The following is a 24,493-nucleotide window of genomic DNA, read 5'->3' as shown; positions in this document are numbered from 1 at the left end:
AGACAAGAAGGCAAAGAACTCAGGGCAGCCCCATTATAGATTCCGCATTACATACATTGTAACAAGTAACGATGCGGACAAGCTGAGGCTGCACCATTCGCTCAATTTCTCGGGATTTGGCTGTAGATGTCGAATTTCCGTCTTTCCCGAGCTTCCAGGTCCTATTCGCCACCAACGGTCACACTGACTGGCACCTTGATCTCCGTCAGGTTCTTCCAGTAACGGATCGAAACCTCCAGGCTGTCACCATCCGCCTTGCCGAACGAAAAGGTTTTCGTGTCGCCGCTCCAACTGCTGCCGCTGGAGTCCAGCTTTTTGCCGCCATCGGTGGCGCTGATCTCGATGATAGATGCGTAATCGCCCTGAACCTTGATCGAGGTTCCGTTGCCGGCAAACATTCCGCCTTTGGCGATCGAAACTTTGAATGGTCCGATTTCCACGGCCTTGGCGCCTTTGCTGACGGTTGCGCTTCCTTCATCAGTTTCACCGCCTGTAAGCATCACGACGCTGCCCTTGATCGTGGCACCCTCGATTTTACCCATCAGATCACCGCGGATTTCCACACTGAATGACGCGAGATTTCCGTCCTCGCCGACTTTGGGAAACGAGCCTTCTTTCCAGCTGGCTTTTCCATTGCTGGATTTCGAGAGCTCCTTGGAATCCCGGCTGGTGATGCTGTCGATCACGACCGAGTCCTCCTTGAATGCCACCAGGCTTTCGCCTTTGACCAAAAATGCCAATTGGGCGCCGTATTTGTGGCCCATCGGTTTGACGTCGAATGGCACCTCGTCGCTGAGGCTCGCGCCGACCTGATACTGGACCAGGCTGACTTCCGGCTCGGCCGCGTCCACGGTCTTTGCGGCGAGACTCAGAGTGATGGGAATCAGAATTCGATTCATGGGAGCTTATCGAGTCAGCTTGGCAGCGGTGGCGGCATCGATGGTGAAGGTTCCTTTCTCAAATCCCTTCGCGGTGCCGCCTTCTTCGACTTTGTATTCGTAGGCGATGATCGGCTTGGTTCCGGGGATTTCGGACATCAGATAGACGCGAACTGCCAGCGCCTCCTTGCCGGTCGATCCCTTGAGCGGCTTCACGCTGAACACAATATCGTTGGGTCCGTCCTTCGCACCGCCGGCAACAATTTCTGCTTCCTTGGCGTTTTTGAAGCTGTGGCGACTCACGCGGTTCACCTGCACTTCGACTTCGCGATTCGGGCAATAGACATAGACTTTCGCGATATACTTCGCGGCGTTGACGGCGATCGGTGTTTGCGGAACCATGCCCGTTGCCTGGAATTCAGGAGTTTCCTTCACGTAGGAAAGATTGCCGGCGGCGAGCTCCTTTCGCACGTCGGGAAGCGCGGTCAGGTTGACGAAGTCAGCTTTGTCGTATTTCCAACGACCGCTCTCATTGATGAACGAAACCACCATGATGTTCTCGGTCGGCTCTCCACCCACTCCAAAATCGATTTTGCCGTAGAAAGCGATTTTCGCCGTCGATCCGCGCTGCGAAACGTGGATCGTTTTGAGACCATTGAGTGTTGGCGGCGGTGTCGGGGTCTGGAAAACCGATGCCGGAAATGCGCGCTTTTCCGAAAGGATCCGGTTGCGAACCTCCATCTGGCGGTGGCTTGAAGTCAGCGACTGCCACATTCGCGCATCTGATTTCACCATGGCCTGTTGCCAAGCCTGATAGGTGCTAATGAGGTTGGTCGCCAGAGCTTTGGTGTCTTGCGCGCTGGCGAAACCTGCCGTGAGCAGCAGGCACAGAGTGAGGATTCGTGCTGTCATTGGCAAAACGATTGGACAAGTAGTGGCCGGACACAACACAATCCTTTCACGGCGAAGCACTCGACGGTGAGTCCTGACGTCCCCCTTTCTCGATGAGTCTTCTTTCGAAAGTGCCCCCAATCGGTCAAAAGCGGCAGGCCGAGATGCTGAAATCGGCGACCTCCCTAACTTACATGGAGACCCCACAGGGTCCGCTTCAGTGCCACTTTTTCGGGCCCGACGATTTTGAACCCGGTCAGCGTCGTCGACCGCTGGTGATCTTCCTGCACGGCGGATTCTGGGATGGCTCGATGCCCACGCAGTTCGTGCCTCAGTGCCTGCATTTCGCCAGCCGCGGAGCGATCGCGGTTGCTGTGGAAACCCGGGTGGAATCGACTCACGGCACGGGCCCCATGGAGTGCCTTGAGGATCTTCAAACCATCCTGAACTGGCTCAACGAGCGCTCCGAGGATTTCGGGATCGACCTCGAGAAGGTCGTCATCGGTGGCGCCTCGGGCGGTGCCTTCCTCGCTCTGCAAAAAGTGCTTCCCAAGGACGCTGGCGAGTCCTCAGCGATTCACCCGGCCGCCCTGCTGCTTTTCAGTTCCGTCCTTGATACGACCCGGCCCGAGCACCTGAAGCGCTTTCCGGACAAGAAAACCGCGAAAAAACTTTCCCCTCTGAGAAGCATCCGAAAAGGCCTGCCGCCGATGATCCTTTTCCATGGAAAACAAGACCGGGTGACTCCCTATGCCGACGCGGAAAAGTTTGCCCGGGTGGTGAAACGCAAGCGCAACAAGGTTGAGTTGATCGACTTCGACAAGGCCGAGCACCCGTTTTTCAATTTCAATGTTTCCGAGCTCTACTACGAGTTGACGTTGAAGGCCGCCGACCGGTTTTTGGTCGCCCACGGGATTCTTCCTGAGGAGGATCCTGCGATGGAGCTTTCATGACACAGATGGGGAGCCTCTCGCGCTCCCGAAGATCCTGCCTCCCTGCATCGGCTCGTGAATTTCCGTCAATCGGTTTGCAACGGGCCTAATTCCTGCTTGGCATTGCCTCGATGCTGCCTTTAAGTCCCGCCCCCGTGGTGGGCAACCGCCGGAATGCGATTTTTGGGCGGTAACTGCGGGCAACCAGACTTTCGCTTTCCCTGATGAATCCATTCTACCACACGAGCACCCCGTACGTTCCAGGTTCCCTCCACACGCTCACTCAGGAGCACGACAACTGCGGTATGGGCGCCATCGCCCAAATCCACGGAAAGCGTAGCTACCAGGTCCTCGACTTTGCCCTCTGTTCGGTCTGCAACATGACCCACCGTGGCGCGGTCGATGCGGATGAAAAAACCGGTGACGGATCCGGTGTTCTCTCCCAAATCCCCTACCCGATTTTTCGCAAGGCGGTGAAGGCACTTGGCGGTACTCTCGAAAATGATTCCGATCTCGCGGTCGGTGTTTTCTTTCTCCCTGCCGATGATCGTGGGGCTCAGGAGCAAATCCGCTCGCTCGCAGAAGATGTCATCGCCAAGCGTGGTATCGCAAAGATCGGCTGGCGTGAAACTCCGGTGAATCCGGATGCCCTTGGCAAGCTGGCCCTCGCCACGCAACCACGCATCGAGCACTTGCTGATGAAGAAACCGGCCGGCTGGGATGGAGATCACTTCGAGCGCCAGCTTTTCCTCTGCCGTCGCCAGATCGAACTGAAGACCCGTGAGGTGCGGAACTTCTACATGCCATCATTTTCGGGCCGATTGATTTCATACAAAGGTCTCGCCATGCCGGCGGCATTGCGCGGGTTCTACAGTGACCTTCAGGACTCTGATTTCGAGACGGCGATCTCGCTCTATCACCAACGCTTCTCGACCAACACCTTCCCGGCCTGGCCACTAGGTCAGCCATTCCGGATGATGTGTCACAACGGTGAAATCAACACCGTGGAAGGCAACCGCAACTGGATCGCAAGCCGCGAAGATTACTTTGAATCCGAAGTTTGGGGCAAGGATGTGGATCTCCTCAAGAACCTCGTCAGCCATCACGAGTCCGACTCGGCATCGCTCGACCACGCCCTTGAAGTGCTGGTCCTCTCCGGTCGTTCGCTCGAGCATGCGATGTGCATGCTGGTCCCGCCTGCCTACCGCAACGACGAAGACATCTCCGACGACCTTCGTGCCTTCTATCAGTACATCCGGTCGTTCTCCGAGCCATGGGATGGTCCTGCCGGATTGGTTTATACCGATGGCATCAAGCTCTGTGCCTCGCTTGACCGGAATGGTCTCCGACCTTCGCGCTACAAACTAACAGAGGACGGTCTGCTTTACGTCGGTTCGGAAACCGGTGCCGTGATCATCGATGACTCCACGGTGATCCGCAAGGGGCGCCTCGGTCCGGGTCAAATGCTTTCGATCGACACCTCGACTGGCGAGGTTCGCAACGATCGCGAAATCAAGGAAGCGTTGGCAAAGCAGAAGCCCTATGCTCGCTGGATCGACGAAAACCGCCTCGAGCTTCGCCGCTTCGTTTCTCCGGAAGCGCTTGCTCCAGCCGAGGACTTCAGCTCCCTGGAGTTGTCACGCCAGCAGGTGGCTCATGGCATTTCCCTTGAGGAACTCGACATGGTGTTCCCACCAATGATCAAGGCTGCTCAGGAAGCGGTTTTCTCGATGGGTGACGACATTCCGCTCGCTGTTCTTTCGAGCTATCCACGCCTTCTCTTTACCTACTTCAAGCAGCGCTTTGCCCAGGTCACCAACCCACCGATCGATCCGATCCGTGAGTGGGCCGTGATGACGACCTCAGCGGGTCTTGGCGTTGAACAAAACTGGCTCGATGAGACGCCGGAGCACTGCAAAATCGTCAATCTCGATTCAGCCATTCTTTTCGAACACCAACTCGAACGCATCAAGCGACTCGAAGAAGAAGGCTTTCCTGCCGTCGTGCTCGATACCACATGGCCTGCGGTCGATGGTGCCAGCGGCATGAAAAAGCGCCTCGACGAGCTCTGCCAAGTCGCGACCGAAGCGGTTGATGCCGGAGCCAACATTCTGATTCTCTCGGATCGCCGGACATCCAACGGGCAGGTCCCGATTCCATCGATGCTGGCAATCGGCACGATTCACCATCACCTCATCCGTGTCCGCAAGCGTTTGCGCTGTTCCCTCGTGGTAGACTCCGGCGAGGTGCGCGACACCCACCAGGTGGCCTGCCTCTTCGGCGTCGGAGCGACCGCCGTCTGCCCTTACCTCGGCTTCGCCACCGTCCGCCAACTCGTGGCCGCCGATTCCGGCAAGGGCAACCTTGGTGATGGCATGCTCGCTGAAAAGGCGATGTCGAACTACCGCAAGGCTCTGGAAAAGGGTCTGCTCAAGATCATGTCGAAGATGGGCATCTCGGTGCTCAACTCCTATCAGGGCGCTCAGATTTTCGAAGCCATCGGCATCGGCAAGGACGTGATCGATTTCTCCTTCTCAGGCGTGCAGTCAAAGATCGGCGGCATCGGCTTCGAGGAAATCGCAGCGGAGTCGATCATTCGTCACCGCGCAGCCTTCGAAATTGAGGTGCCGGCAGGCGAGACGCTCAATCTCGGTGACCCGGGCTACAACCGCTTCCGCAAGGCCGGGGAACGCCACGCGTTGACCACCGAAGTCATCAAGAATTTCCACAGCTATGTGAAGAGCGGAAAGCCGGAAGACTACGACGACTACGTCAAGGCGACCCTCGAGAATCACCCGATGACGATCAAGGACCTCTTCGAGTTTGTGCCGGCTGCCAGCGGTCCGGTTCCACTCGATGAAGTGGAGCCCATTGAAGACATTCGCCGCCGCTTCACCTCGGCAGCGATGTCACTTGGTGCGCTCTCTCCGGAAGCCCACGAAACGCTCGCCATCGCGATGAACCGCATTGGTGCCAAGTCGGATTCCGGCGAAGGCGGTGAGGACCCGCAGCGTTTCACTCCGTATCCGAATGGCGACATGGCTCGTTCATGGATCAAGCAAATCGCCTCGGGTCGCTTCGGGGTTTCCGCCTACTATCTCGTCAATGCCGACGAACTTGAAATCAAGATGGCGCAGGGAGCGAAGCCTGGTGAAGGTGGACAGCTTCCCGGTCACAAGGTGAACGCGCTGATTGCCAGACTGCGGAACACGCAGCCGGGCGTGCAGCTCATCTCCCCTCCTCCGCACCACGACATCTACAGCATCGAGGACCTGGCGCAGCTGATTCACGACCTCAAGGAAGTGAACCCGCGGGCACGAGTTACGGTAAAGCTAGTAGCAGAGACGGGTGTTGGAACAGTCGCGGCAGGTGTCGCCAAGGCAAGCGCCGACACCATCCTGATTTCGGGGCACGACGGAGGAACAGCCGCCTCGCCGCTTTCATCCACGAAGCACGCTGGTTCCCCATGGGAACTCGGACTCTCGGAAGCTCAGCAAACCCTGCTGATCAACAACCTCCGCAACCGTGTCACGCTGCGCACCGATGGCGGTCTCCGCACCGGCAAGGACATCGTGACGGCGGCCATCCTCGGCGCTGAAGAATTCAACTTCGGCACCATCGCGATGATTGCCATGGGTTGCGTCTACGTCCGCAGATGTCACTTGAACAACTGCCCGGTCGGTGTTGCCACCACCGATCCGAAGTGGCGCGCCAAGTTCAAGGGCACGCCTGAGATGGTGATCAACTTCCTGAATGGTGTCGCTCAGGACGCCCGCGAGATCATGGCCTCGCTCGGAGTTCGCAAGCTCGATGAACTCATCGGTCACCCGGGCTTCCTCAAGCAGCGCAACGTGCCTGATCACCCCAAGGCGAATACCATCGACCTCGAGCCGGTGCTCAAGGATGTCATTCCCGTGCTCGCTGAAAGCCAGGGCAAGGAGCCCTCGAGCTATTCACGGATTCGCACTCAGGAACGCAATGATGGCATTGCCAAGACCTCCCTCGACCTTCAGATCATCGCCGATCTCAAGAGAGAACTCGGTGTCGACCCTGAGGCCGTTCCCAACGAGGTGGAATACGGTGAAGCGTCCTACGACTTCAAAGCCCTCGAAGCCATCGGTCTCCTGCCCGATCGAGCTGCTGTCGAACTGAGCTATGACGTCGTCAATACCGACCGAAACATCGGCACTCGACTCTCAGGACGGATCGCTGAGGTTCACGGAAACTACGCTTTCAAGGAGACCACCGCGGTGACCCTCAACCTGCGCGGATCGGCAGGCCAATCGCTTGGCTGCTTCCTCGTTTCCGGTGTGAAGATCGACCTCGTAGGGGAAGCCAACGACTACGTTGGCAAAGGCATGGCCGCGGGTGAAATCATCGTTCGACCTCCATCCGACGCCAAGTTCGAGGCCGCCAAGAACTCGATCGCAGGCAATACCTGCCTCTACGGTGCGACGGGCGGAAAGCTCTTCCTCAATGGTCGTGCTGGAGAACGCTTCTGCGTCCGCAATTCCGGTGCCACCGCCGTCGTCGAAGGCGTCGGTGATCACGGCTGCGAATACATGACGAACGGAACCGTCGCGATCCTCGGTCGCACCGGTAAGAACTTCGGCGCAGGAATGTCCGGAGGCACCGCCTACGTCTACGATGTCGACGGCCGCTTCTACTCCCGAGTCAATCCCGAGATGGTCGTGGTCCTTCCGATCAAGCGTAAGGTCGACATCGCCGAGTTCAAGTCACTGCTCGAAGAGCACGTGGCAAAGACCGGCAGTCCTCACGCCAAGGACCTCCTCGCCGATTGGGAAAACAGCTTGGACAAGTTCGTCCGCGTGATCGCCAAGGAGCGCGCCGCTCTGGAAGCTGCGGAGGAGGAGCACGAAGCGGCTTCGAATCCGGCTCGGACACGCTAACACAAGACGTATCGTCACCTTTTGAGAGAGGCTCGGGTCCACCGAGCCTCTCTTTTTTGCCCTTGATTCGGATTAGACTAAGCTTAGTCTAGTCGGATGAACATCCATGAAGCCAAAACCCACCTTTCGCGTTTGGTCGAGCGGGCGGCAGCTGGCGAGGAAATCATCATTGCGAAGTCCGGCAAACCCATGGCGAAGTTGGTCCCTTACACCCCACCGATCTCTCCGCGCAGCGGTGGCTTTCTCTCCGGTCAAATCTGGGAATCACCCGATTGCTGGGAGCCCGATGAAGAGCTGAGTCAACAAATGACTGATTCACCGCTCTTGCCTGATTCTTCGGCAAAGGTCGCGGACGAGGAAGCTCCCTATTCTGCCGAAAAATGAGACTCCTTCTCGATTCGCACACCTTGCTTTGGTGGATGGATGATCCCACACAATTGAAGCCTGCAGCTCGCGCCGCCATCAGCGATCCCTCCAATCTGGTATTCACGAGCGCAGCCTCCATTTGGGAGCTCGGACTCAAAGTTTCAAAGGGAAAGCTGCGCCTCCCGCTGAGCTTCCATCAACTTCTGCAGGAGAACGGGATCAGCGAACTTCCCTTTACGTCCGAACACGCCATTGCCTCGACGACCCTCCCGCCTCTCCACGATGACCCCTTCGACCGCGCGCTTGTTGCCCAGTGCCGACTCGAAAGCATGACGCTCGCCACGCGCGACTCCCTTCTTGGTGACTACGGAATCGCCATTTTGTCTGTCTGAGCAGACGACTCCACACTTGCCATCGGCGCTCTGGCTCACTATTCCGCCGGCAACATGGCCAGCACTCCTATCATCAGCCTCCGCCGCGGACATGCCGTCCGCCACAATGGCGACGTCTGCGTTGTCATCTCCCACGAACTCAAGACGCCTCCACGCATGGCGTCCTACGTTCAGATGTCGATCCGCAGCGTGGCTTCCAAGAAAGTCTCGAACCTCCGCATGACGTCGAACGATTCCATGGAGTCGGTGATGATGGAGCGCATCCCTCACGAGTATTCCTACAAGGATTCGGCCGGCGACCACTTCCTCAATAGCGAAACCTTTGATGACGTGGTGGTTCCCGTCGAAATCGTCGACGCCGTCCGCGATTATCTCATCGAAGGTCAAGCTTACACCCTGCTCTTCGCCGATGGCGTGGTCGCCGATATCGAGCTTCCACCTTCGATGGAAATGGTCGTCGCCGAAGCCCCGGAAGGCGTCAAAGGCGATTCGGCGAACAACTCGAACAAGACCGTCACGATGGAGACGGGACTCGTCATCCAGGCGCCCCTTTTCATCAATCCCGGCGAGAAGCTTCTCATCAAGACCGAAGACGGCTCCTACATGAGCCGCGCTTAAGGCCTGACTCCGCATTTTCTACGATTTCAGCGGCTTGGGCCTGACTTTGTGAAATTTTTCACAAAGTGCGCTTGCCGCTGGTCGGGGGCTTTTTCATAGTCCTGCCCGTCGCGGAGGGAATCCGCGCCACCCCTTGCCACATGAGCGATAACGCCGCTACCGCAGAAGACCGACTTCCCAAGGATCTCGCCGCCGAGAAGGGCCTCGTCAACGTGCAGATCGATGGCGTTTGGCGACAGGTCCCCAAGGGAACCCGCATGATCGAGGCCTGCCGCATGTTTGCGGTTGAGGTCCCTCATTACTGCTACCACCCCAAGCTTTCCTCACCGGGAAACTGCCGCATGTGCCTTGTCCAGATGGGCATGCCACCGCGTCCAGCTCCCGGCGCAGAGCCTAGCTACGATGAAGATGGCTACCAGCCCATCGGCTGGATGCCTCGTCCGGTGATTGCCTGTGCCAATACGGTTGGCGAAAACATGGGCATCCGGACCTCCGGCGAACTCGTCGAAAAATGCCGTGAAGGCGTGATGGAGTTCCTGCTCATCAATCACCCACTCGATTGCCCGATCTGCGACCAAGCCGGCGAATGCCGACTCCAGGAGCAATCCGTCGGCTACGGCCGCGGCAGGTCGCGCTTCGTCGACATGAAGGTGAAGAAGCCGAAGAACGTCGACATCGGCAGAAACATCCGACTCGATGACGAGCGCTGCATCATGTGCAGCCGCTGCATCCGCTTCATGGATGAAGTCGCCGGTGATCCCGTTCTCGGATTCACCCAGCGCGGCACCCACACCACTCTAACAGTTCATCCGGGTCGTCGACTCGATCACAACTACTCGCTCAACACCGCAGACATTTGTCCGGTCGGAGCCCTGACATCGAACGACTTCCGCTTCGACATGCGTGTCTGGTTCCTCAAGGAGACCAAGACCATCGACGTCAATTGCGGCACTGGCGCCAATATCGTCGTCTGGACTCGTGGTAATACGATCTACCGGATCACTCCCCGTCAGAATGACGAGGTGAACTCCGCCTGGATGCCGGATTCGCATCGTCTCAATTTCCACTACATCGATTCCGAGCAGCGTCTCACCGAACCGATGATCAAGCAGAACGGCAGGCACCTTCCTGCGGTGTGGCCGGACGCCGTCAAAACCGCAGCCGCAGGTCTCAAGAAGTTCAGTGCAACGCAGGTGGCCGTCATCGCTTCGGCCCGCATGACCAACGAGGAGCTCTTCCTTGCCAAGACACTTGCGGACGAGCTCGGCACCGAGCATCTCACCATTGTCCCCCGAAATGGTGAGGGCGACGGCATGCTGATCGCGGCCGACCGGAACCCGAACACCGTCGGCACCAAGCTCGTCTGGCGTCGCGAAGACCCGGCTTTCCGCCTCGAGTCGATTCGTGAAGCTGTCCGCTCCGGTTCGATCAAAGCGCTCCTTGTTCTTGGCGAAGATCTCACCGCCGAGGCAGGCTTCACGGCGGAAGACCTCGCCAAGCCGGAATTCATCGCTTCAATCCAGCTTCTTGCCGGTCCCACCGCTGAAGCCAGTGACGTCATCCTTCCTGGCGCGGCCTTCTCCGAGAAGCGTGGTTCGATGGTGAATGTCACCGGTCGTCTCCAGCGCCTCAATCGCGCCACGGAACCACTCGGTCAGGCTCACGATGACTGGGAGATTTTGCGCGATCTGATCTGCGAAGTCATCAACAAGTCGATCGCTGACGCGGACTACCCGCACCTGATCGAAGACATCTTCAGGGACATGTCCGGAAACGTTTCCGAGTTCGAAGGCCTAACACTTTCAAAAATCGGCGATCTCGGCCAGGTCGTCACCGAAACCGGTGTGACCATCCCGCTTCTGGAAAACGAGCGAGCCCGTAAGGCCGCAGGCGAAATCGTTGGGTAAACCCGTTGTCAGTTAATTGTTATCAGTTCGATGGGCGAAGAAAGCATCATGAGTTTCGAAGATCAGAAAGTCTGCCGGATGGCAAATCTGACAACAAATAACGGGTCACCGATCACTTAATCCAAATGGATCTTCTTTTTAACATCGCGATCATCCTGATCAAGGTCATCGGACTCACCTTCATGGTCGTCCTTCCCTTGGTTCCGATCTCAGTGTATTTCGAGCGCCGCTTTTCTGCGATCATCCAGGACCGCGTTGGTCCGAACCGCGTCGGAATTCCTCTAACCCTCTTCGGAGCCAAGAAGGATTTCTCGTTCTTCGGTCTCGTGCAGCCGATGGCCGACGGCCTGAAGCTTTTCCTCAAGGAGGACTTCACGCCGGTTCACGTTCGCAAGTCGTTTTACTGGCTCGCTCCGGCGCTCACGGTGATTCCCGCGCTTGTGACGGTCTGCGTCGTTCCCTTCGGCTCACCGATCACCATCAACGGGGAAGAGATCAAACTCGTGATCGCCGATCTCGACGTTGGTCCCCTCTTCATCTTTGCGATCTCTTCGCTCACCGTTTACGGCATCACGCTCGCGGGTTGGTCTTCCAATTCGAAGTTCCCGTTCATCGGTGGCGTTCGCTCGGTGGCGCAGATGATTTCCTATGAGATCTGTCTCGGACTTTCGATCATCCCGGTTCTTCTCTGGTATGGAGAATTGAACCTCTCGAACATCGTTGAAGAGCAATCGGCCAATGGGTGGTTGCTGCTTCCCTTCTGGGGAGATTCCGCACCCTGGAACAACGGGGGCGATTACTCCGCGTGGATTTTCTGGATTCCCGCCTTCCTCGCCTTCCTGATTTTCACGATCTCGATCTTTGCGGAAACCAACCGCATGCCCTTCGACCTTCCGGAGTGCGAAACCGAACTCGTCGGCGGCTACCACACCGAGTACTCGTCGATGAAGTTCGCGATGTTCTTCATGGGCGAATACGCCGCGATGGTCATTGGCTCAGCCCTCATCGTGACGATGTTCCTCGGAGGCTGGTCATTGCCATTCAACTGGGATTCCAGCCTTCAGGACGCTCAGGGCAATTGGGTATGGTTTTCCGGTCTCGTTCACCTTGCCGTCTTCATGACCAAGCTGGTCGCCTTCATCCTTTTCTTCATCCTGGTCCGCTGGACGGTTCCACGTTTCCGCTACGACCAGTTGATGCGTCTCGGTTGGGTGATCTTCTTTGAAGCAGCCCTCATCAACGTTTTCCTCGCCGCCCTCATCATCGCCGCACCTGAATTGAAAGTGGTCTCAACCATCATTGGAGCCGTTCTTCTGGTGGTGGTCAGCGCCGCCCTCATCTGGGTGCTCAAGGTTTCCGATAAGAAAGAAGCCCCGAATTCCGGTCATCTCGGATAACACCGAACGGATCCCCAATTTCCATGGCAGTCATCAAAGTCAAACGCCCCGAACTGAACGCTGGAGAAAAGTTCTATCTCGGTGCCATCGTCAAAGGCTTCTTCATCACCATGAAGCACGCCGTGGCCTCGCTGCGGAACAAAACCCGCGGTGCCAAGGACATGGCGTCCTCCGGTCTCGGAGCCACCATGCAGTTCCCCGAACAGAAGTGGGACGAGCACATGCCGGAATACTACCGTGGCGCTCCAGCACTCGTCACCGACGAGCAGGATCGCGAACGCTGCGTCTCCTGCCAGCTTTGCGAATTCATCTGTCCTCCGAAGGCGATCGCGATCACTCCAGGTGAAATCCCCTCTGACGATCCATGGGCCAAGGTTGAGAAGCGTCCGAAGGAATTCGAAATCGACATGACCCGCTGCATCTACTGCGGCATGTGCGAAGAAGTCTGCCCCGAGCAGGCCATCTACCTCCGCAAGGACTACCTGATTTCCGGGCTGAATCGTGCCGAGATGGTTCACGACAAGAAGCGGCTCTATGAAATTGGAGGAAAGAGAGTTGGCCTCGTCAACAAGTGGAACGAGCTGAAGTAGGCGGCATTCGAATACGCCCCCAATTAACCAAATTTCCTAATCCCCAATGTCTCTGCCTTTATTCTGGTTCTTCGCCATGGTCATGCTCGTTGGCGGCCTCTCCGTCATCTCGCTTCGAAATCCCGTCGCGGCGGCGCTTTCGATGGTCGCCTCATTCGTCGGGCTCGCCGGTCTCTTCATCGGCCTGAATGCCTACTTCGTCGGCATCATGCAGATTCTCGTTTATGCCGGTGCCATCATGGTGCTGTTCATCTTCATCATCATGCTTCTCGATCTCAAGACCGAGGAAAAGCAAACACCCAAGGTGGTTCCGATCGTCGGCGGCTTGGGCATCGTGCTTGCATTCACCATTCAGCTGCTCGGCATTCTCGGAGCGACGCCCCACAAGGCTTCGACTCCTCTGGATCTGAAGGCCGCTGCCGCCCACTATGCGGAGACCCACCCCCACGCTGGCGATCGGATTCCGAAGAGTTTGGAAAAGGGGCAACTTCCCGACGTGAACCTCGTCGGTGATGTCATCTTCACCCAGTACAATCTCCCACTTCAAATCGTCGGAGTGCTTCTTCTTGTGGCCACCATCGGCGTGGTCGTCCTTTCAAAACGCCAAGCGGTCTGACCTCACCATGGCTTCTCTCTATTCCTACCTTCTCGTCTCCGGGCTGTTGTTCGCCATCGGTCTCGCCGGTGTCGTCCTGCGTCGCAACATCATCGTGATCTTCATGTGCCTCGAGCTGATGCTCAGCGCTGCGAACCTGACGATCGTTGCCTTCTCCCGCTTCAATGGGACCCACGGCTTGCCTGACTACAACGGTCAGATGCTCGTCTTCTTCGTGATCACCGTGGCGGCCGCCGAGGTCGCCGTGGGCCTCGCCATCATCGTCGCCCTCTACCGCGCCCGTCAGACCATCCACACCGATGACCTGACCAGCATGAAGGGATAAAAACATCACAACCGCAGATTACGCAGATTATCCGGATTTTTGAATATGCCAACGAATGACTATACGGGGCCTGAAGCCGAACTTACAAGATCGCTCATTGGAATGGCGATGAAGGTTCATTCATGTCACGGCCCCGGGTTGGACGAGAAGGCCTATGAAAACTCAATATGCATCGAAATGGCTGAGATTCTCAATTTCGCCAAACCTTCTTTGGAGGTCCGTAGAATCATTCGTTCCCAACCATAATTACTTCGATAAGGATCATCCTAACAATCTGCGTAATCTGCGGTTCCCACTCAAATTTCCGTCAACCTGACTGATGACCAATCTCGCCTGGCTCCTCCTTTTGCTTCCCCTGATCGCTGCTGTTGCGAATCAGCTCTATCTGAAGCGCAACGCGTTCATCGCCTCGATGGTCTCCACCGGCTCGGCCGTGGTGACCTTTGGCATCGCCGTCATTCTGCTCGGCAGCGATGCCGCGCCAAATCCTTTCCACTGGATCACGATCGGCGACTTCAATGTCGATATCTCGATGAAGCTCGATCAGCTCTCCAAGGGCATGATGATCGTGGTGACCGGCGTTGGCATGCTGGTGCATATCTTCTCGCTCGCCTACATGGCGGATGACTCCGCGAAAGCCCGCTACTTCACCGGCCTCTCGCTTTTCATGTTCTCGATGACCGGCATTGTCTTGTCCGGCAATTTCATCATGACCTTCATCTTCTGGGAGTTGGTCGGCCTCAGCTCCTACCTGCTGATCGGTCACTGGTATCAGAAGGACTCCGCCGCCGACGCCGCCAAGAAGGCCTTCCTCGTCAACCGCATCGGTGACTTCGGATTCATGGTTGGCATCCTGCTCCTGTTCGGACTCACCGGCACGTTTGTCTTCGATGAGATGGGCGCTGGACTCGCCGCCTTCACGGCCGCCAATCCGGCAATCGTCGGAACCCTTCTCGGAACCGCGATCCTCTGTGTCTTCTGCGGAGCGGTCGGAAAGTCGGCTCAGATGCCACTCCACGTCTGGCTTCCCGATGCCATGGAAGGCCCGACTCCCGTCTCCGCCCTGATCCACGCCGCCACCATGGTCGCGGCTGGCGTCTACATGCTCGCCCGGGTCCAGCTATCCCTCGGTGAGGCGGCCTTTGCGGGATTTGCAGGGGAGACCATTGCATGGCTGGGAGCCATAACCGCCCTCGGTGCCGCACTGATGGCCACGCAGCAGGATGACATCAAGCGGATCCTTGCCTACTCAACGCTCTCGCAGCTCGGCTACATGGTGATGGCCGTTGGACTCCTCGGCGCGAATGCCGGAATGTTCCACCTCTTCACCCACGCGTGGTTCAAGGCCCTGCTGTTCCTCGGTTCGGGGGCGGTGATCTTTGCCTGCCACCACGAACAGAACATCTGGAAAATGGGCGGCCTGCTTCGGAAGATGCCGATCACCGGCTTCACATTCCTGATCGGACTTCTTGCCCTGATCGCTTTCCCGGGGACCTCTGGTTTCTTCTCAAAGGAGGGAATCCTTCATGCTGCGGATCACTACGGTCACATTGAGGGCAATTCGATGGTCTTCTTCTGGATCGCCGTTGTCGTTGCGGTTCTTACTCCGTTCTACATGACGCGCGCCTTCGTTATCGCGTTCCTCGGAAAGCCCCGAGGCAAGGATTCCGATCATGCCCACGAAGTGGGTCCCCTGATGTTCGTGCCTCTCGTGCTTCTTGCCGGACTTGCGCTCTTTGCGGGTTGGCCGTTCCTCAACAAGATTTCCCCGGACCTTCCCGAGCATGCCGGTCACCTTCAGTTCAATGGCCTCTTCTGGATCTCACTTGGAGCCATGATCATTGGCGTCGGAGCCGCCATCGTGCTCTACAGAGGCAAGGAGAAAGATCCTGTGTCGATTCCGCTGTTCCGCAACCGCTTCTACATCGATACCTTCTACGAGAAAGGACTCGTCCGATACCTCCAGGATGGTCTTGCCGCGATCATCCATTTCCTGGATGAGCTGCTCATCAATGGCATCCTCGTCGGAGGTTCCAGCCGACTCGCCGAGTCCTTTGGCAATGTTTTCCGCCGCGTGCAAAGTGGCAACCTTCAGGGCTACGCCTTCGCCTTCGGCATCGGTGTGATCGCCGTCATCTACTTCACCGCTTTCTGGAGGTAATCCCCAACTTAGAGATTTCCGATGCTCCTACTGCTCATCCTCATCCCGATCATCGCCGCCTGCGCGATCTTCACCGGCAGCAAAGCCAAGCTCACGGCTCAGATGGCTGGCGCCGCCAATCTTGCCCTCGGCCTCGCCGCTGTATTCACCTCCGGTGCCGGTTTCTGGAACTTCTCGGTTCCCATGCTGGAACGTCCGGCCATCAATCTGGCTCTCAGTCTCGGAACGGACGGCATGAGCACGGTGATGCTGCTGCTCTCGGTGATCGTCACGTTCGCCGCGCTGCTTTCCGGTAAGGCTCCGGAAGGAAAAGAGCGACTCTACTACGGCTCCTCGCTGTTGATTTCCGCTGGCGCGATCGGTGCCTTCATTTCGACCGATCTGTTCTTCTTCTACGCCTTCCACGAGCTTGCTCTGATCCCGACCTTCCTGATGATCGGCATGCTCGGTCGCGGCGACCGCAAGGAGGCTGCCTGGAAAATCACCATCTATCTCGGATTCGGGTCACTCGTTCTGCTCGCGGGACTCGCCTGGCTCGCAGCCGCAACCGGCACGCTCGACATGACGGCGATGTCGGCCGCCTCGATCGATCCAGACGCGCAGAAAGGAATCGCCGGACTGCTGATTGTCGGTTTCGGCGTTCTGGTTTCCCTCTTCCCTTTCCACTCGTGGGCCGCACCGGCTTACGCCAGCGCACCGGCACCCACGACGATGCTTCACGCGGGCGTCTTGAAGAAGTTTGGTCTCTACGGCCTGCTTCGTCTTGCCGTGCCCCTTCTCCCTGAAGGCATGCACGCCTGGGTCACACCGCTCTGCGTGCTGCTGCTTGGCAACGTTCTCTGGGTAGGTTTTGTAACGATCAATCAGAAGCGTCTCGACGGCATGCTCGGTAACTCGTCGGTGATGCACATGGGTTACATCTTCCTCGCGATCGCCGCCCTCGCGGGTGCGAATGGCGCGGTCAACGAACTCGCCAAGCCGGCGGCCGTCCTGTTGATGTTCGCGCACGGCATCTCGATCGCCATGCTCTTCGGCCTCGCCGATAAGATCGAGCGCAGCACCGGCACGCTGGATCTTCAGGAACTCGGTGGCCTCGCCAAATCCGCTCCCAAGCTCGCCTTCCTCTTCGGCATCGTCGGCATGGCAAGCATCGGCCTTCCCGGCCTCGCGAACTTCGCAGGTGAAGTGATGGTCTTCATCTCCTCCTTCAAGAACTACGATCCGGTCGCCGGTCTCGGCCCCGTCCAGATCACCTGCATCCTTTCGATCTGGGGCGTCGTGATCAGCGCCGTCTACATGCTGCGCGCCTATCGCAACATCTTCCAAGGCCCTGCCGTCTCGAACACCGAGTCGGCCGCCGACCTTACTCTGATGGACCGCATTCCTGCCGTCCTTCTCGCCGTCGTGCTCCTCGCCGTCGGCATCTTCCCGAACCTCCTTCTCAGCCTGCTCAAGTAACAGTACCGGCATTGTTACCTGACCATCGGAAATTTTTTACGCCATGCCCGCTTACTACCTCGAAGCCTTTACTGTAATTCTCGGCATTGTCCTGTTGATGATCGAGGCATTTGGCCCGAGTCACTCGAAGAAAGCTGTCGGAATCTCTGCAGCAGCCGGATTGGCTGCGATCCTTGTGCTGCTTTTCTTCGCGAAAGGTCCGAGTGAGGAAGCCGCTTTCGCTCCGATCTGGCAGAACTTCTATCAATTCGATGGCCTCGCCCGTTTCTACAAGGGCTTCGCTCTCGTCTGCACCGCGCTGGTCATCCTGATGTCGATCGACTTCCGCTCGGTGCTCTCGCGTTTCACGGATCATCCGGAGTCCGAGTCGGGAACCGGTGAGTTCTACGCGCTGCCGGTCTTCGCCTGCGCTGGCATGATGTGGATGGCTTCGGCGAAGGACCTTGCCGGTGCCTTCGTCGCCCTCGAACTCGTCACCATCACCTTCTACATCCTCGTCGCCTACATGCGCCGCAATGTTGGCTCGCTCGAGGCAGGTGTGAAATACCTCATTCTCGGCGCACTCAGCACCGGCTTCCTCGTCTACGGCATCGCCTGGATCTACGGCGCTACCGGCACCATGAACCTTGCGGAAATCGGAGCGAAGTTAGGCGGTCTCGAAAGCACGACGCCTCTGCTCTTCGGGGTCGGCCTGATTCTGGTGGCTCTCGGCTTCAAGATCGGTGCCGTTCCGATGCAGGTTTGGATTCCCGACGTTTATCAAGGCGCGCCGACTCCCACCACCGCCTTCCTTTCCGTTGGATCCAAGGCCGCTGGATTCATCCTGCTGATCCGTTTCCTCACACCCATCATGGAGAATGGATCTGAAATCGTGGTCAACTCCGTGAAGATCATGCTTTTGGTCATGGCGGGAGCGACGGTGATCTTCGGCAACTTCGCCGCCATCGCCCAATCGAACTTCAAGCGTCTGCTCGCTTACTCCTCGATCGCCCACGCCGGTTTCCTGATCCTCGCTCTTGCGGCCTGGACCAAGGGCGACGCCGAAGAGCTTGGCTCCGTCGGCGCCGTTTCCTTCTACCTCGCCACCTACCTTCTCATGACCTTGGCATCCTTCTTTGTCTTGGCTCAGATCAAGGTCCAGAAGGACTCGGAAATGATCGACGCTTTCGACGGCCTCGGAAAGCGCAGCCCGATGCTCGCCGTCGCCATGACCATCATCATGGCCGCTCTCGCAGGTATCCCGCTGACCGCCGGATTCTGGGGTAAGTTCTTCGTCTTCCTCCTCGCAGCCCAGGCCGGCCTCTGGTGGGGCGTGATCCTCGCTGCCGTCGGTGCGACCGCAGGCTTCTACTACTACTTCAAGCTGATCCGCTCGATGTGGTGGAACGAACCAAGCGAAGCATCGAAGCCATTCCAGATGCCGAAAATTTCCAGCTACTGTGTCGGCATCCTCACAGCCGCTGTCGTGATCCTCGGTATCTGGCCGCAGCCAATCCTCTGGCTGCTCGGCAGCCACTGATTCACCTGGCGATCGACTGCAGGGCGCGAAGTCTTTCCAGCGCACTGCCGTCCTCGACAAGGGTTCTCGCGAGTTCGATGCCGTCGCCGATATCATCGGAGAGGCCACAGCAAGCGATCGCCGCGCCGGCATTGAGCAGCACCATGTCGCGCTTGGGTCCGGTATCTTTCCCGGCCAGAATCGCTTCCAGGATCGCCGCGTTCACCTTGGCGTCCCCGCCTTCCAGTTCCCCGACTTCGGCGTGCTTCATGCCGAAGTCGCGCGGACGAATCTCCTCGTCCTCGATGTCCTGCATGCTGCCCGATTTGCAAATCCGGGTCGACCCTAACAGACTGACTTCATCCACTGACCGGCCGTCGCCGGTGGTTCCGTGGACGGCCCATGCGCACTCGCGACCGAGGCGCTGAAGAATCTCGGAGAATACCGGGCACAGTTCGCGGGAGAAGACACCGACCAGTTGGCACTGCGGCCGGGCGGGATTCATCAGCGGCCCCACGAGATTGAAAATCGTTCTAACACCTTTCTCGGCGAGTTGCTTGCGCACGGCGACCACGGCCTTGAAGGCGGGATGGTAGTTCGGCGCGAAGAGAAAGCCGACGCCGGCTTCCTTGATGCACTTGCGGAAGCCCTCAGCCGGCAGGTCGATGCGGATGCCCAACTCCTCGAGCACGTCCGCACCACCGCTCTTCGAGGTGATTCCGCGGTTGCCGTGCTTCAGCACATTTGCTCCGGCAGCGGCGACCACGAACATCGCCGTGGTCGACACATTGAAGAGATTCAACTTGTCGCCGCCCGTCCCACAAACATCGATCGTCGGTCCATCGAGCTCAAGTTTCTCAAGCTCCGGATCCACGGCATGTTCAAGAAACGCTTCCACGAAGCCCGCGATTTCCGCAGCGGTTTCGCCCTTTCTTGAAAGTCCTTCCAGCAGTCTTGCCTTCTTGGCGTCGGGGAAATCGGCGTCCAGCAAGAGCCCGGCCGCCACACCAACCTCAGACCCACTGAGTTCCTTGCCTGCGTCCAAGTGGTGAATCAATGCGTCCATAGCGAAATCCTAAACCCACAACGGATCGAGAGGCAAACCTCGATGTCTCAAAGAGTTCGCAGATCAGCCGAAGTAGGAGGGTTCGTTGCCGGGAATCCACTTGATGTTGCAGCCGCTGCTAGGTCGCGGATGGCTGATCGCTTGCTTGCCGGCCAGCATCGACTCGATGGCGGACTTCAAATCAGAGCCGTCAGGCTTTTGCCCCGATCTGGGCCGCGTGTCGTCCATCTGCCCAGCGTAGAACAAACGACGCTCCTTATCGAAGAGAAAGAAGTCCGGCGTGCAGGCCGCGCCGTAGGCTTTCGCGACCTCTTGGGTGGCGTCGTAGAGGTAGGGAAAATCCCAGCGGCTTTCGGCGGCAAACTTCTCCATCAATTCGGGAGCGTCCTGCGGATACTTCTCGATGTCGTTCGAGGAAATGGCCACCACCTTGAGTCCCTGATCGCGATAGTCCCTTTCGATATCGCCGAGAATCTCCGCCAGATGAATGACGTAGGGACAATGATTGCAGGCAAACACCACAAGCAGACCGGCAGAGCCCGCGACTTCACCAAGCGAGTGCATCGTTCCATCCGGCGCCGGGAGATTGAAGTCCGGTGCCCCATCGCCGGGCTTGAGCGAGAAGGTCGAAAGTGTTTCTGACATGCCATTTTCATTCCCCGGCGAATGCAGTCCGTCAAGCGGTGATTGGGTTGCCATCCCCTGCCAGGCCGACTACTTTCCCTGCAGCCGATGGAATTTCCGCCACTTACCCACGACGAGCGACTTCGCTACGCCCGGCATCTCTCGATCCCCGGTGTGGGCGAAGAAGGACAAAGGAAACTCAAGGCTTCGTCCGTCTTGATGATCGGCACCGGAGGCCTGGGTTCGCCAGCGGCGCTCTACCTGGCCGCTGCAGGCGTCGGGCGGATTGGGCTGGTCGACGACGACCGCGTCGACCAATCGAACCTCCAGCGTCAGATCCTTCATGGAGAATCATGGATCGGAAAGCCAAAGCTCGATAGCGCCGTCGCGCGACTCAGGGAGATCAATCCGCTGATCACGATCGATGCTCATGCGGAGCGCTTCACTCCGGAGAATGCCTCCGAGTTGCTGGAGCCTTACGATCTGCTCATCGATGGCACCGACAATTTCCCGACCCGATTTCTGAGTAATGACGTCTGCTTCTTCCAAAAGAAGCCCTGTGTTTACGGATCGATCTTCCGTTTCGAAGGCCAGGTCACGGTCTTTGCTCCCCATCTTGGCGGTCCCTGCTACCGCTGCATGCTCCCGACCCTTCCGGCACCCGGTGCCGCTCCAAGCTGCGCGGAGGCGGGAGTGCTCGGGGTGCTTCCTGGAATCATCGGAAGCCTCCAGGCGATGGAGGCCATCAAGCTCCTTCTGGGAATCGGTGAGGTTCCGCTCGGCAAGCTGACTTGCTACGATGCCCTTCGTACTTCGTTCCGCCCACTTCGTCTCGCCCGCGATCCGAAGTGCCGGCTCTGCGGCGATGCGCCTTCCCTTCACTCCCACGACAATCCCGAAACCCGATCATCCATCACTTGCAGCATGTCCGACTTTCCATCCATCAGCGTGTCCGAGCTCGCCGAAAAACTGAGTTCCAATCCGTCGACCGTGCTCATCGATGTGCGCGAGCCGGCGGAATATGCCGAAGCCGCCATCCCGGGCAGCACGCTCATTCCCCTCGGAGAGCTCGCCGACCGACTCGATGAAGTTCCGCGTGATGGCGAAGTCCTGGTGCACTGCAAACTCGGTGGCCGGTCGGCGCGGGCCGTCGCCTTCCTTCAAGAACAGGGAATCACCGGCGCCACCAATGTCGAAGGCGGTATCGACGCCTGGCTTCAGCGCTGAGCTCCGGCTTTCGACTCCTTCATCAGCCGATCGACAATCAGCATCAATTCCTTGGCAGGGATCGCATAGGTTTCGCAGCGGCTGAAGCGCGCGATGTTCATGCCGACGCATTGACCATCGAGATTGAACACGGGTCCCCCCATGAAGTGCTTGTTGCCGATGATGTCGTGCTGCATCACCCGCGGAAATCCACTGCGGCGCTCGGAATACTCGCCGCTCATCATGTCGTTTCTCGAAGCCTCTTCGCCGAACAGGTCGACTCTGCCCGATAGCTTCACCTTCAGCTCGATCTCCTGATCCTTTCTGATCACGAGGATCCTGATTTCGTCTCCCACGCGACGTTCCTTGAGTTCATCCGCGACTTCAGCGCGGGTCTTCACCTTGGTGCCGGCCACCTTGATGATCTGATCATCGACCTGCAGTCCCGCTTCCTCCGCGCCACTTCCTTCGGTGATTTCGGCGACGATCAATTCGTTCTCCTCATCATCCTTCAGGGCCACGCCGAGCACCGTTCCCCCTTTTGCAAACACCTCGCGTTCATTCGCTGCCACCACTCCGACCTGAACTCGACGATTGGATCGTGTCGTCGCGCCATTCGCAACCAGCCAGGTGCCATGCGCGTGTTCTTCCAGCGGGAAGAGCTGAACAGGAACCAGATTGGATGCCTCGATTTTCAAAAGGGCAACATCCCACACGGGATCTTCCGCGACGATTCGTGGCGAACTGAAGGTGTCGCGATCGACCGTTACCGAAAGACCTTCCATGTCACCCAGCTCACTGGCTTTGGTGAGGACATGTCCATCAGGCGAGACCACCGTGCCGAAGATGACCTCCTCGCGGCCACGCCGGATCACCGCGCTGCTGCTTTGGAGGAACTCACGGACCGGTTCGAAGGCCTGATGAACGGCCGGGCCGGCGGTGCGGTAGGTGAATTCCAGGCTCTGGGCTCCGAACGACGATGCGATGGAGCCTGCCAGAACGAAGAGGGTAAACTGCTTAATCATCACGGTTGCCGAGTCGCAGGGTCAGAGTTTCGATTTTGCCCTTCCTGATGACTTCGAAGACCACCCGTTCGTCCGGGGCCTTCTCCTTCATCAGGTCCTTGAAATCCTCACGGGTCTTGAGTTCAACGCCGTCCATTTTCAGAAGCACATCGCCTGCCTTGATTCCGGCTTTTTCCGCCGGTGATTCGCGACCGACCTTCTTGACCTTGAGACCGTCCTTGTCGTGCGTTTCGGCCAGCAGTCCCAAAAACCCCTTTCCTTTTTCAGGCCGCTTCGCAAAGGGCCCGTCACCGATGAACTCGCTCTTCGACATGCTGTCCCAGTCCTTGAGGAATTCCTTCATCGGAACGTGCATGTTCTCCGGCAGGCGGTTTCCAACCCGCGAATGGATCGCGATAAGCTGACCATCCAGATCAAACAACGGCCCCCCCGAATCACCACCGATCAGATTGCAGTCGGATTGGTAGGTATCGTCCATGATCCGAACCAATCGCCCGATTCTAACAACGCTTCCTCGGTCCTTGTCGAAGCCACCGGAATGCCCGAGAGCGAAAACCCAGTCACCCAGACGGGTCCCGTCATTGCGGTCGAAATTGACAAAGGGGTAGCTACCTTCATCGATGATCCTCGCCATCGCCGCATCGTTCTCGGAGTTCAGCCCGAGCGACTCGGCCTTCACCTTGCGGCCATCTTCAAAGATCACCGTGAACTCCTTTCCGACTCCAGCCGTGACGTGCGCCGCCGTGAGGATCAGACCCTCCTTGGAAATCACCACACCGCTGCCGGATCCTTCGCCAAGATCGATGCACACCGTCGCTTTGCGAGCCGCCGGCAAAACCTTGATGAGGTTCTGTTGGATGACTTCGAGGTCATGACGGTTCTCCGGTGCCTTCTTATCATTCACATAGGATCGCTCGGCAAACGATGGAGAGGCCACGGCGACCGCAGCGATCAGGGGAATGAAGCGAATGCAACTCATGAAGCTTGGCGCAGTTTAGCCTTCGATTTCTCAGTCCGCAACCCCCCGATCGCAGTCAATTCGCTCGAAAACGGCCAACCACTCCCTGCCAACGCGACTGGGGAACGCCCGATCCGGTACTTTGTCCCAACGAAGAACAAACTCCGGTTCCAACAAATCAATGATCTCAGACCGCTCCGCTCCATAAGGCGGCGGCTCGGGAAGCTCATCCGGAAGCCATGGCTCAAGGTAGAACACCCCCGTCAGAAATCCCCCCGGACGAATGAGTCGCGCACAAGCTGCGGCGTAGCGAACCCGATCAGCAGGGTCGATGGCACAAAAGCAGGTGTGCTCCCAAATCGCATCAAAGGCCTCGGACGACCAGTCGAAGAAGCTTCCGCTGACAAACTCGGCACCCTCGGTCGGATCCAGCTGGCGCGCATGAGCCGTCGCCGCCGGTGAGATATCGAGCCCGGTGGCCCGTGCCCCCGCCCGGGCAAGCGCCCTGACATCTTCCCCGGATCCACATCCGGGAACCAGCACGCGCCGGCCTTTCAAATGGTCGCCATATTCCGAATCGAGCAGCTCCAGCAATGGCGGGGCGGCTTCCCCGTGATCCCACGGCGTGTCCCCTTCCCTCCATCGTTCGTCCCAGTCGGTCATCGGCAATATCCT

Annotated in this window: 22 protein-coding genes; 15 read left to right on the top strand and 7 right to left on the bottom strand. The window is 58.1% G+C overall.

Features of this window, described 5'->3' with window-relative positions:
• Nucleotides 1–161 precede the first annotated feature (161 nt).
• Both ACFQY0_RS03270 and ACFQY0_RS03265 read right to left on the bottom strand, forming a co-directional pair.
• Nucleotides 162–899: a hypothetical protein gene (locus tag ACFQY0_RS03270; RefSeq protein WP_379709044.1), complete on the bottom strand. Its 738-nt coding sequence runs from the start codon at nt 897–899 to the stop codon at nt 162–164.
• Nucleotides 900–905: 6 nt separating this feature from the next.
• Entirely contained in the window at nt 906–1,790 is an 885-nt protein-coding gene (locus tag ACFQY0_RS03265) for a hypothetical protein (RefSeq protein ID WP_379709042.1), read from the bottom strand.
• Between the two features lie 92 nt (nt 1,791–1,882).
• On the opposite strand from ACFQY0_RS03265, the gene ACFQY0_RS03260 reads away from it, so the two are divergent.
• The 14 genes from ACFQY0_RS03260 to ACFQY0_RS03195 all read left to right on the top strand — a co-directional run bounded on the left by ACFQY0_RS03260 (nt 1,883) and on the right by ACFQY0_RS03195 (nt 18,960).
• The gene (locus tag ACFQY0_RS03260) at nt 1,883–2,722 is read left to right on the top strand and encodes an alpha/beta hydrolase (RefSeq protein WP_379709040.1); all 840 of its coding nucleotides are present in this window, start codon (nt 1,883–1,885) and stop codon (nt 2,720–2,722) included.
• A gap of 203 nt (nt 2,723–2,925) precedes the next feature.
• On the top strand, nt 2,926–7,611 hold the full coding sequence (gltB, locus tag ACFQY0_RS03255; protein WP_379709038.1) for a glutamate synthase large subunit: 4,686 nt from the start codon (nt 2,926–2,928) through the stop codon (nt 7,609–7,611).
• Nucleotides 7,612–7,707: 96 nt separating this feature from the next.
• Nucleotides 7,708–7,995, top strand: coding sequence for a type II toxin-antitoxin system Phd/YefM family antitoxin (locus tag ACFQY0_RS03250; RefSeq protein WP_379709036.1), 288 nt, complete (start codon nt 7,708–7,710; stop codon nt 7,993–7,995).
• Nucleotides 7,992–8,369, top strand: coding sequence for a type II toxin-antitoxin system VapC family toxin (locus ACFQY0_RS03245; RefSeq protein WP_379709034.1), 378 nt, complete (start codon nt 7,992–7,994; stop codon nt 8,367–8,369). Before ACFQY0_RS03250 ends, ACFQY0_RS03245 begins: the two co-directional genes overlap by 4 nt.
• 54 nt (nt 8,370–8,423) lie before the next feature.
• The gene (locus tag ACFQY0_RS03240; protein WP_379709032.1) at nt 8,424–8,987 is read left to right on the top strand and encodes an elongation factor P; all 564 of its coding nucleotides are present in this window, start codon (nt 8,424–8,426) and stop codon (nt 8,985–8,987) included.
• A 140-nt stretch (nt 8,988–9,127) separates the two neighbouring features.
• Nucleotides 9,128–10,894 carry an NADH-quinone oxidoreductase subunit G gene (locus tag ACFQY0_RS03235; protein WP_379709030.1) on the top strand — a complete coding sequence of 589 codons (1,767 nt, stop codon included), beginning with the start codon at nt 9,128–9,130 and terminating at the stop codon, nt 10,892–10,894.
• A gap of 125 nt (nt 10,895–11,019) precedes the next feature.
• Nucleotides 11,020–12,291 carry a complex I subunit 1/NuoH family protein gene (locus tag ACFQY0_RS03230; RefSeq protein ID WP_379709028.1) on the top strand — a complete coding sequence of 424 codons (1,272 nt, stop codon included), beginning with the start codon at nt 11,020–11,022 and terminating at the stop codon, nt 12,289–12,291.
• Nucleotides 12,292–12,314: 23 nt separating this feature from the next.
• Nucleotides 12,315–12,881: a 4Fe-4S binding protein gene (locus tag ACFQY0_RS03225; protein WP_379709026.1), complete on the top strand. Its 567-nt coding sequence runs from the start codon at nt 12,315–12,317 to the stop codon at nt 12,879–12,881.
• A gap of 46 nt (nt 12,882–12,927) precedes the next feature.
• Nucleotides 12,928–13,497, top strand: coding sequence for an NADH-quinone oxidoreductase subunit J family protein (locus ACFQY0_RS03220; RefSeq protein ID WP_379709024.1), 570 nt, complete (start codon nt 12,928–12,930; stop codon nt 13,495–13,497).
• A 7-nt stretch (nt 13,498–13,504) separates the two neighbouring features.
• On the top strand, nt 13,505–13,822 hold the full coding sequence (gene nuoK / locus ACFQY0_RS03215) for an NADH-quinone oxidoreductase subunit NuoK (protein WP_379709022.1): 318 nt from the start codon (nt 13,505–13,507) through the stop codon (nt 13,820–13,822).
• A gap of 45 nt (nt 13,823–13,867) precedes the next feature.
• Nucleotides 13,868–14,068, top strand: a complete 201-nt coding sequence (locus tag ACFQY0_RS03210) for a GxxExxY protein (protein WP_379709020.1) — start codon at nt 13,868–13,870, stop codon at nt 14,066–14,068.
• 73 nt (nt 14,069–14,141) lie between these two features.
• Complete coding sequence (gene nuoL / locus ACFQY0_RS03205; RefSeq protein ID WP_379709018.1) at nt 14,142–15,983, top strand: NADH-quinone oxidoreductase subunit L; 1,842 nt, start codon at nt 14,142–14,144, stop codon at nt 15,981–15,983.
• A 21-nt stretch (nt 15,984–16,004) separates the two neighbouring features.
• The gene (locus ACFQY0_RS03200; RefSeq protein WP_379709016.1) at nt 16,005–17,441 is read left to right on the top strand and encodes a complex I subunit 4 family protein; all 1,437 of its coding nucleotides are present in this window, start codon (nt 16,005–16,007) and stop codon (nt 17,439–17,441) included.
• A gap of 43 nt (nt 17,442–17,484) precedes the next feature.
• The gene (locus tag ACFQY0_RS03195) at nt 17,485–18,960 is read left to right on the top strand and encodes an NADH-quinone oxidoreductase subunit N (RefSeq protein WP_379709014.1); all 1,476 of its coding nucleotides are present in this window, start codon (nt 17,485–17,487) and stop codon (nt 18,958–18,960) included.
• 1 nt (nt 18,961) lies between these two features.
• Here ACFQY0_RS03195 and trpD read toward each other — a convergent pair whose 3' ends face one another.
• Nucleotides 18,962–20,005, bottom strand: a complete 1,044-nt coding sequence (gene trpD / locus ACFQY0_RS03190) for an anthranilate phosphoribosyltransferase (protein WP_379709012.1) — start codon at nt 20,003–20,005, stop codon at nt 18,962–18,964.
• 63 nt (nt 20,006–20,068) lie between these two features.
• Entirely contained in the window at nt 20,069–20,650 is a 582-nt protein-coding gene (locus ACFQY0_RS03185; protein WP_379709010.1) for a thioredoxin family protein, read from the bottom strand.
• Between the two features lie 87 nt (nt 20,651–20,737).
• Here ACFQY0_RS03185 and moeB point away from each other — a divergent pair, with 87 nt between their 5' ends.
• Nucleotides 20,738–21,856 (top strand): molybdopterin-synthase adenylyltransferase MoeB, encoded by a 1,119-nt coding sequence (moeB, locus tag ACFQY0_RS03180; protein ID WP_379709008.1) that lies wholly within the window; start codon nt 20,738–20,740, stop codon nt 21,854–21,856.
• Here the strand turns inward: moeB and ACFQY0_RS03175 are convergent.
• Genes ACFQY0_RS03175 through ACFQY0_RS03165 form a run of 3 tightly spaced genes read right to left on the bottom strand, consistent with a single transcriptional unit; the run spans nt 21,847 to nt 24,481 of the window.
• A complete protein-coding gene (locus ACFQY0_RS03175; protein WP_379709006.1) occupies nt 21,847–22,860 on the bottom strand; it encodes a S1C family serine protease in 1,014 nt (337 codons plus the stop codon). The two genes, moeB and ACFQY0_RS03175, sit on opposite strands and share 10 nt — an antisense overlap.
• Nucleotides 22,853–23,839, bottom strand: coding sequence for a S1C family serine protease (locus ACFQY0_RS03170; RefSeq protein ID WP_379709004.1), 987 nt, complete (start codon nt 23,837–23,839; stop codon nt 22,853–22,855). The genes ACFQY0_RS03175 and ACFQY0_RS03170 overlap by 8 nt, the downstream gene beginning before the upstream one ends.
• A gap of 30 nt (nt 23,840–23,869) precedes the next feature.
• On the bottom strand, nt 23,870–24,481 hold the full coding sequence (locus ACFQY0_RS03165) for a methyltransferase domain-containing protein (RefSeq protein ID WP_379709002.1): 612 nt from the start codon (nt 24,479–24,481) through the stop codon (nt 23,870–23,872).
• Nucleotides 24,482–24,493: the final 12 nt, after the last annotated feature.

It is taken from the genome of Haloferula chungangensis (genome assembly GCF_042664875.1).
GTDB lineage: Bacteria > Verrucomicrobiota > Verrucomicrobiia > Verrucomicrobiales > Akkermansiaceae > Haloferula > Haloferula chungangensis.
This window is presented reverse-complemented; position numbering and strand designations above follow the sequence as displayed.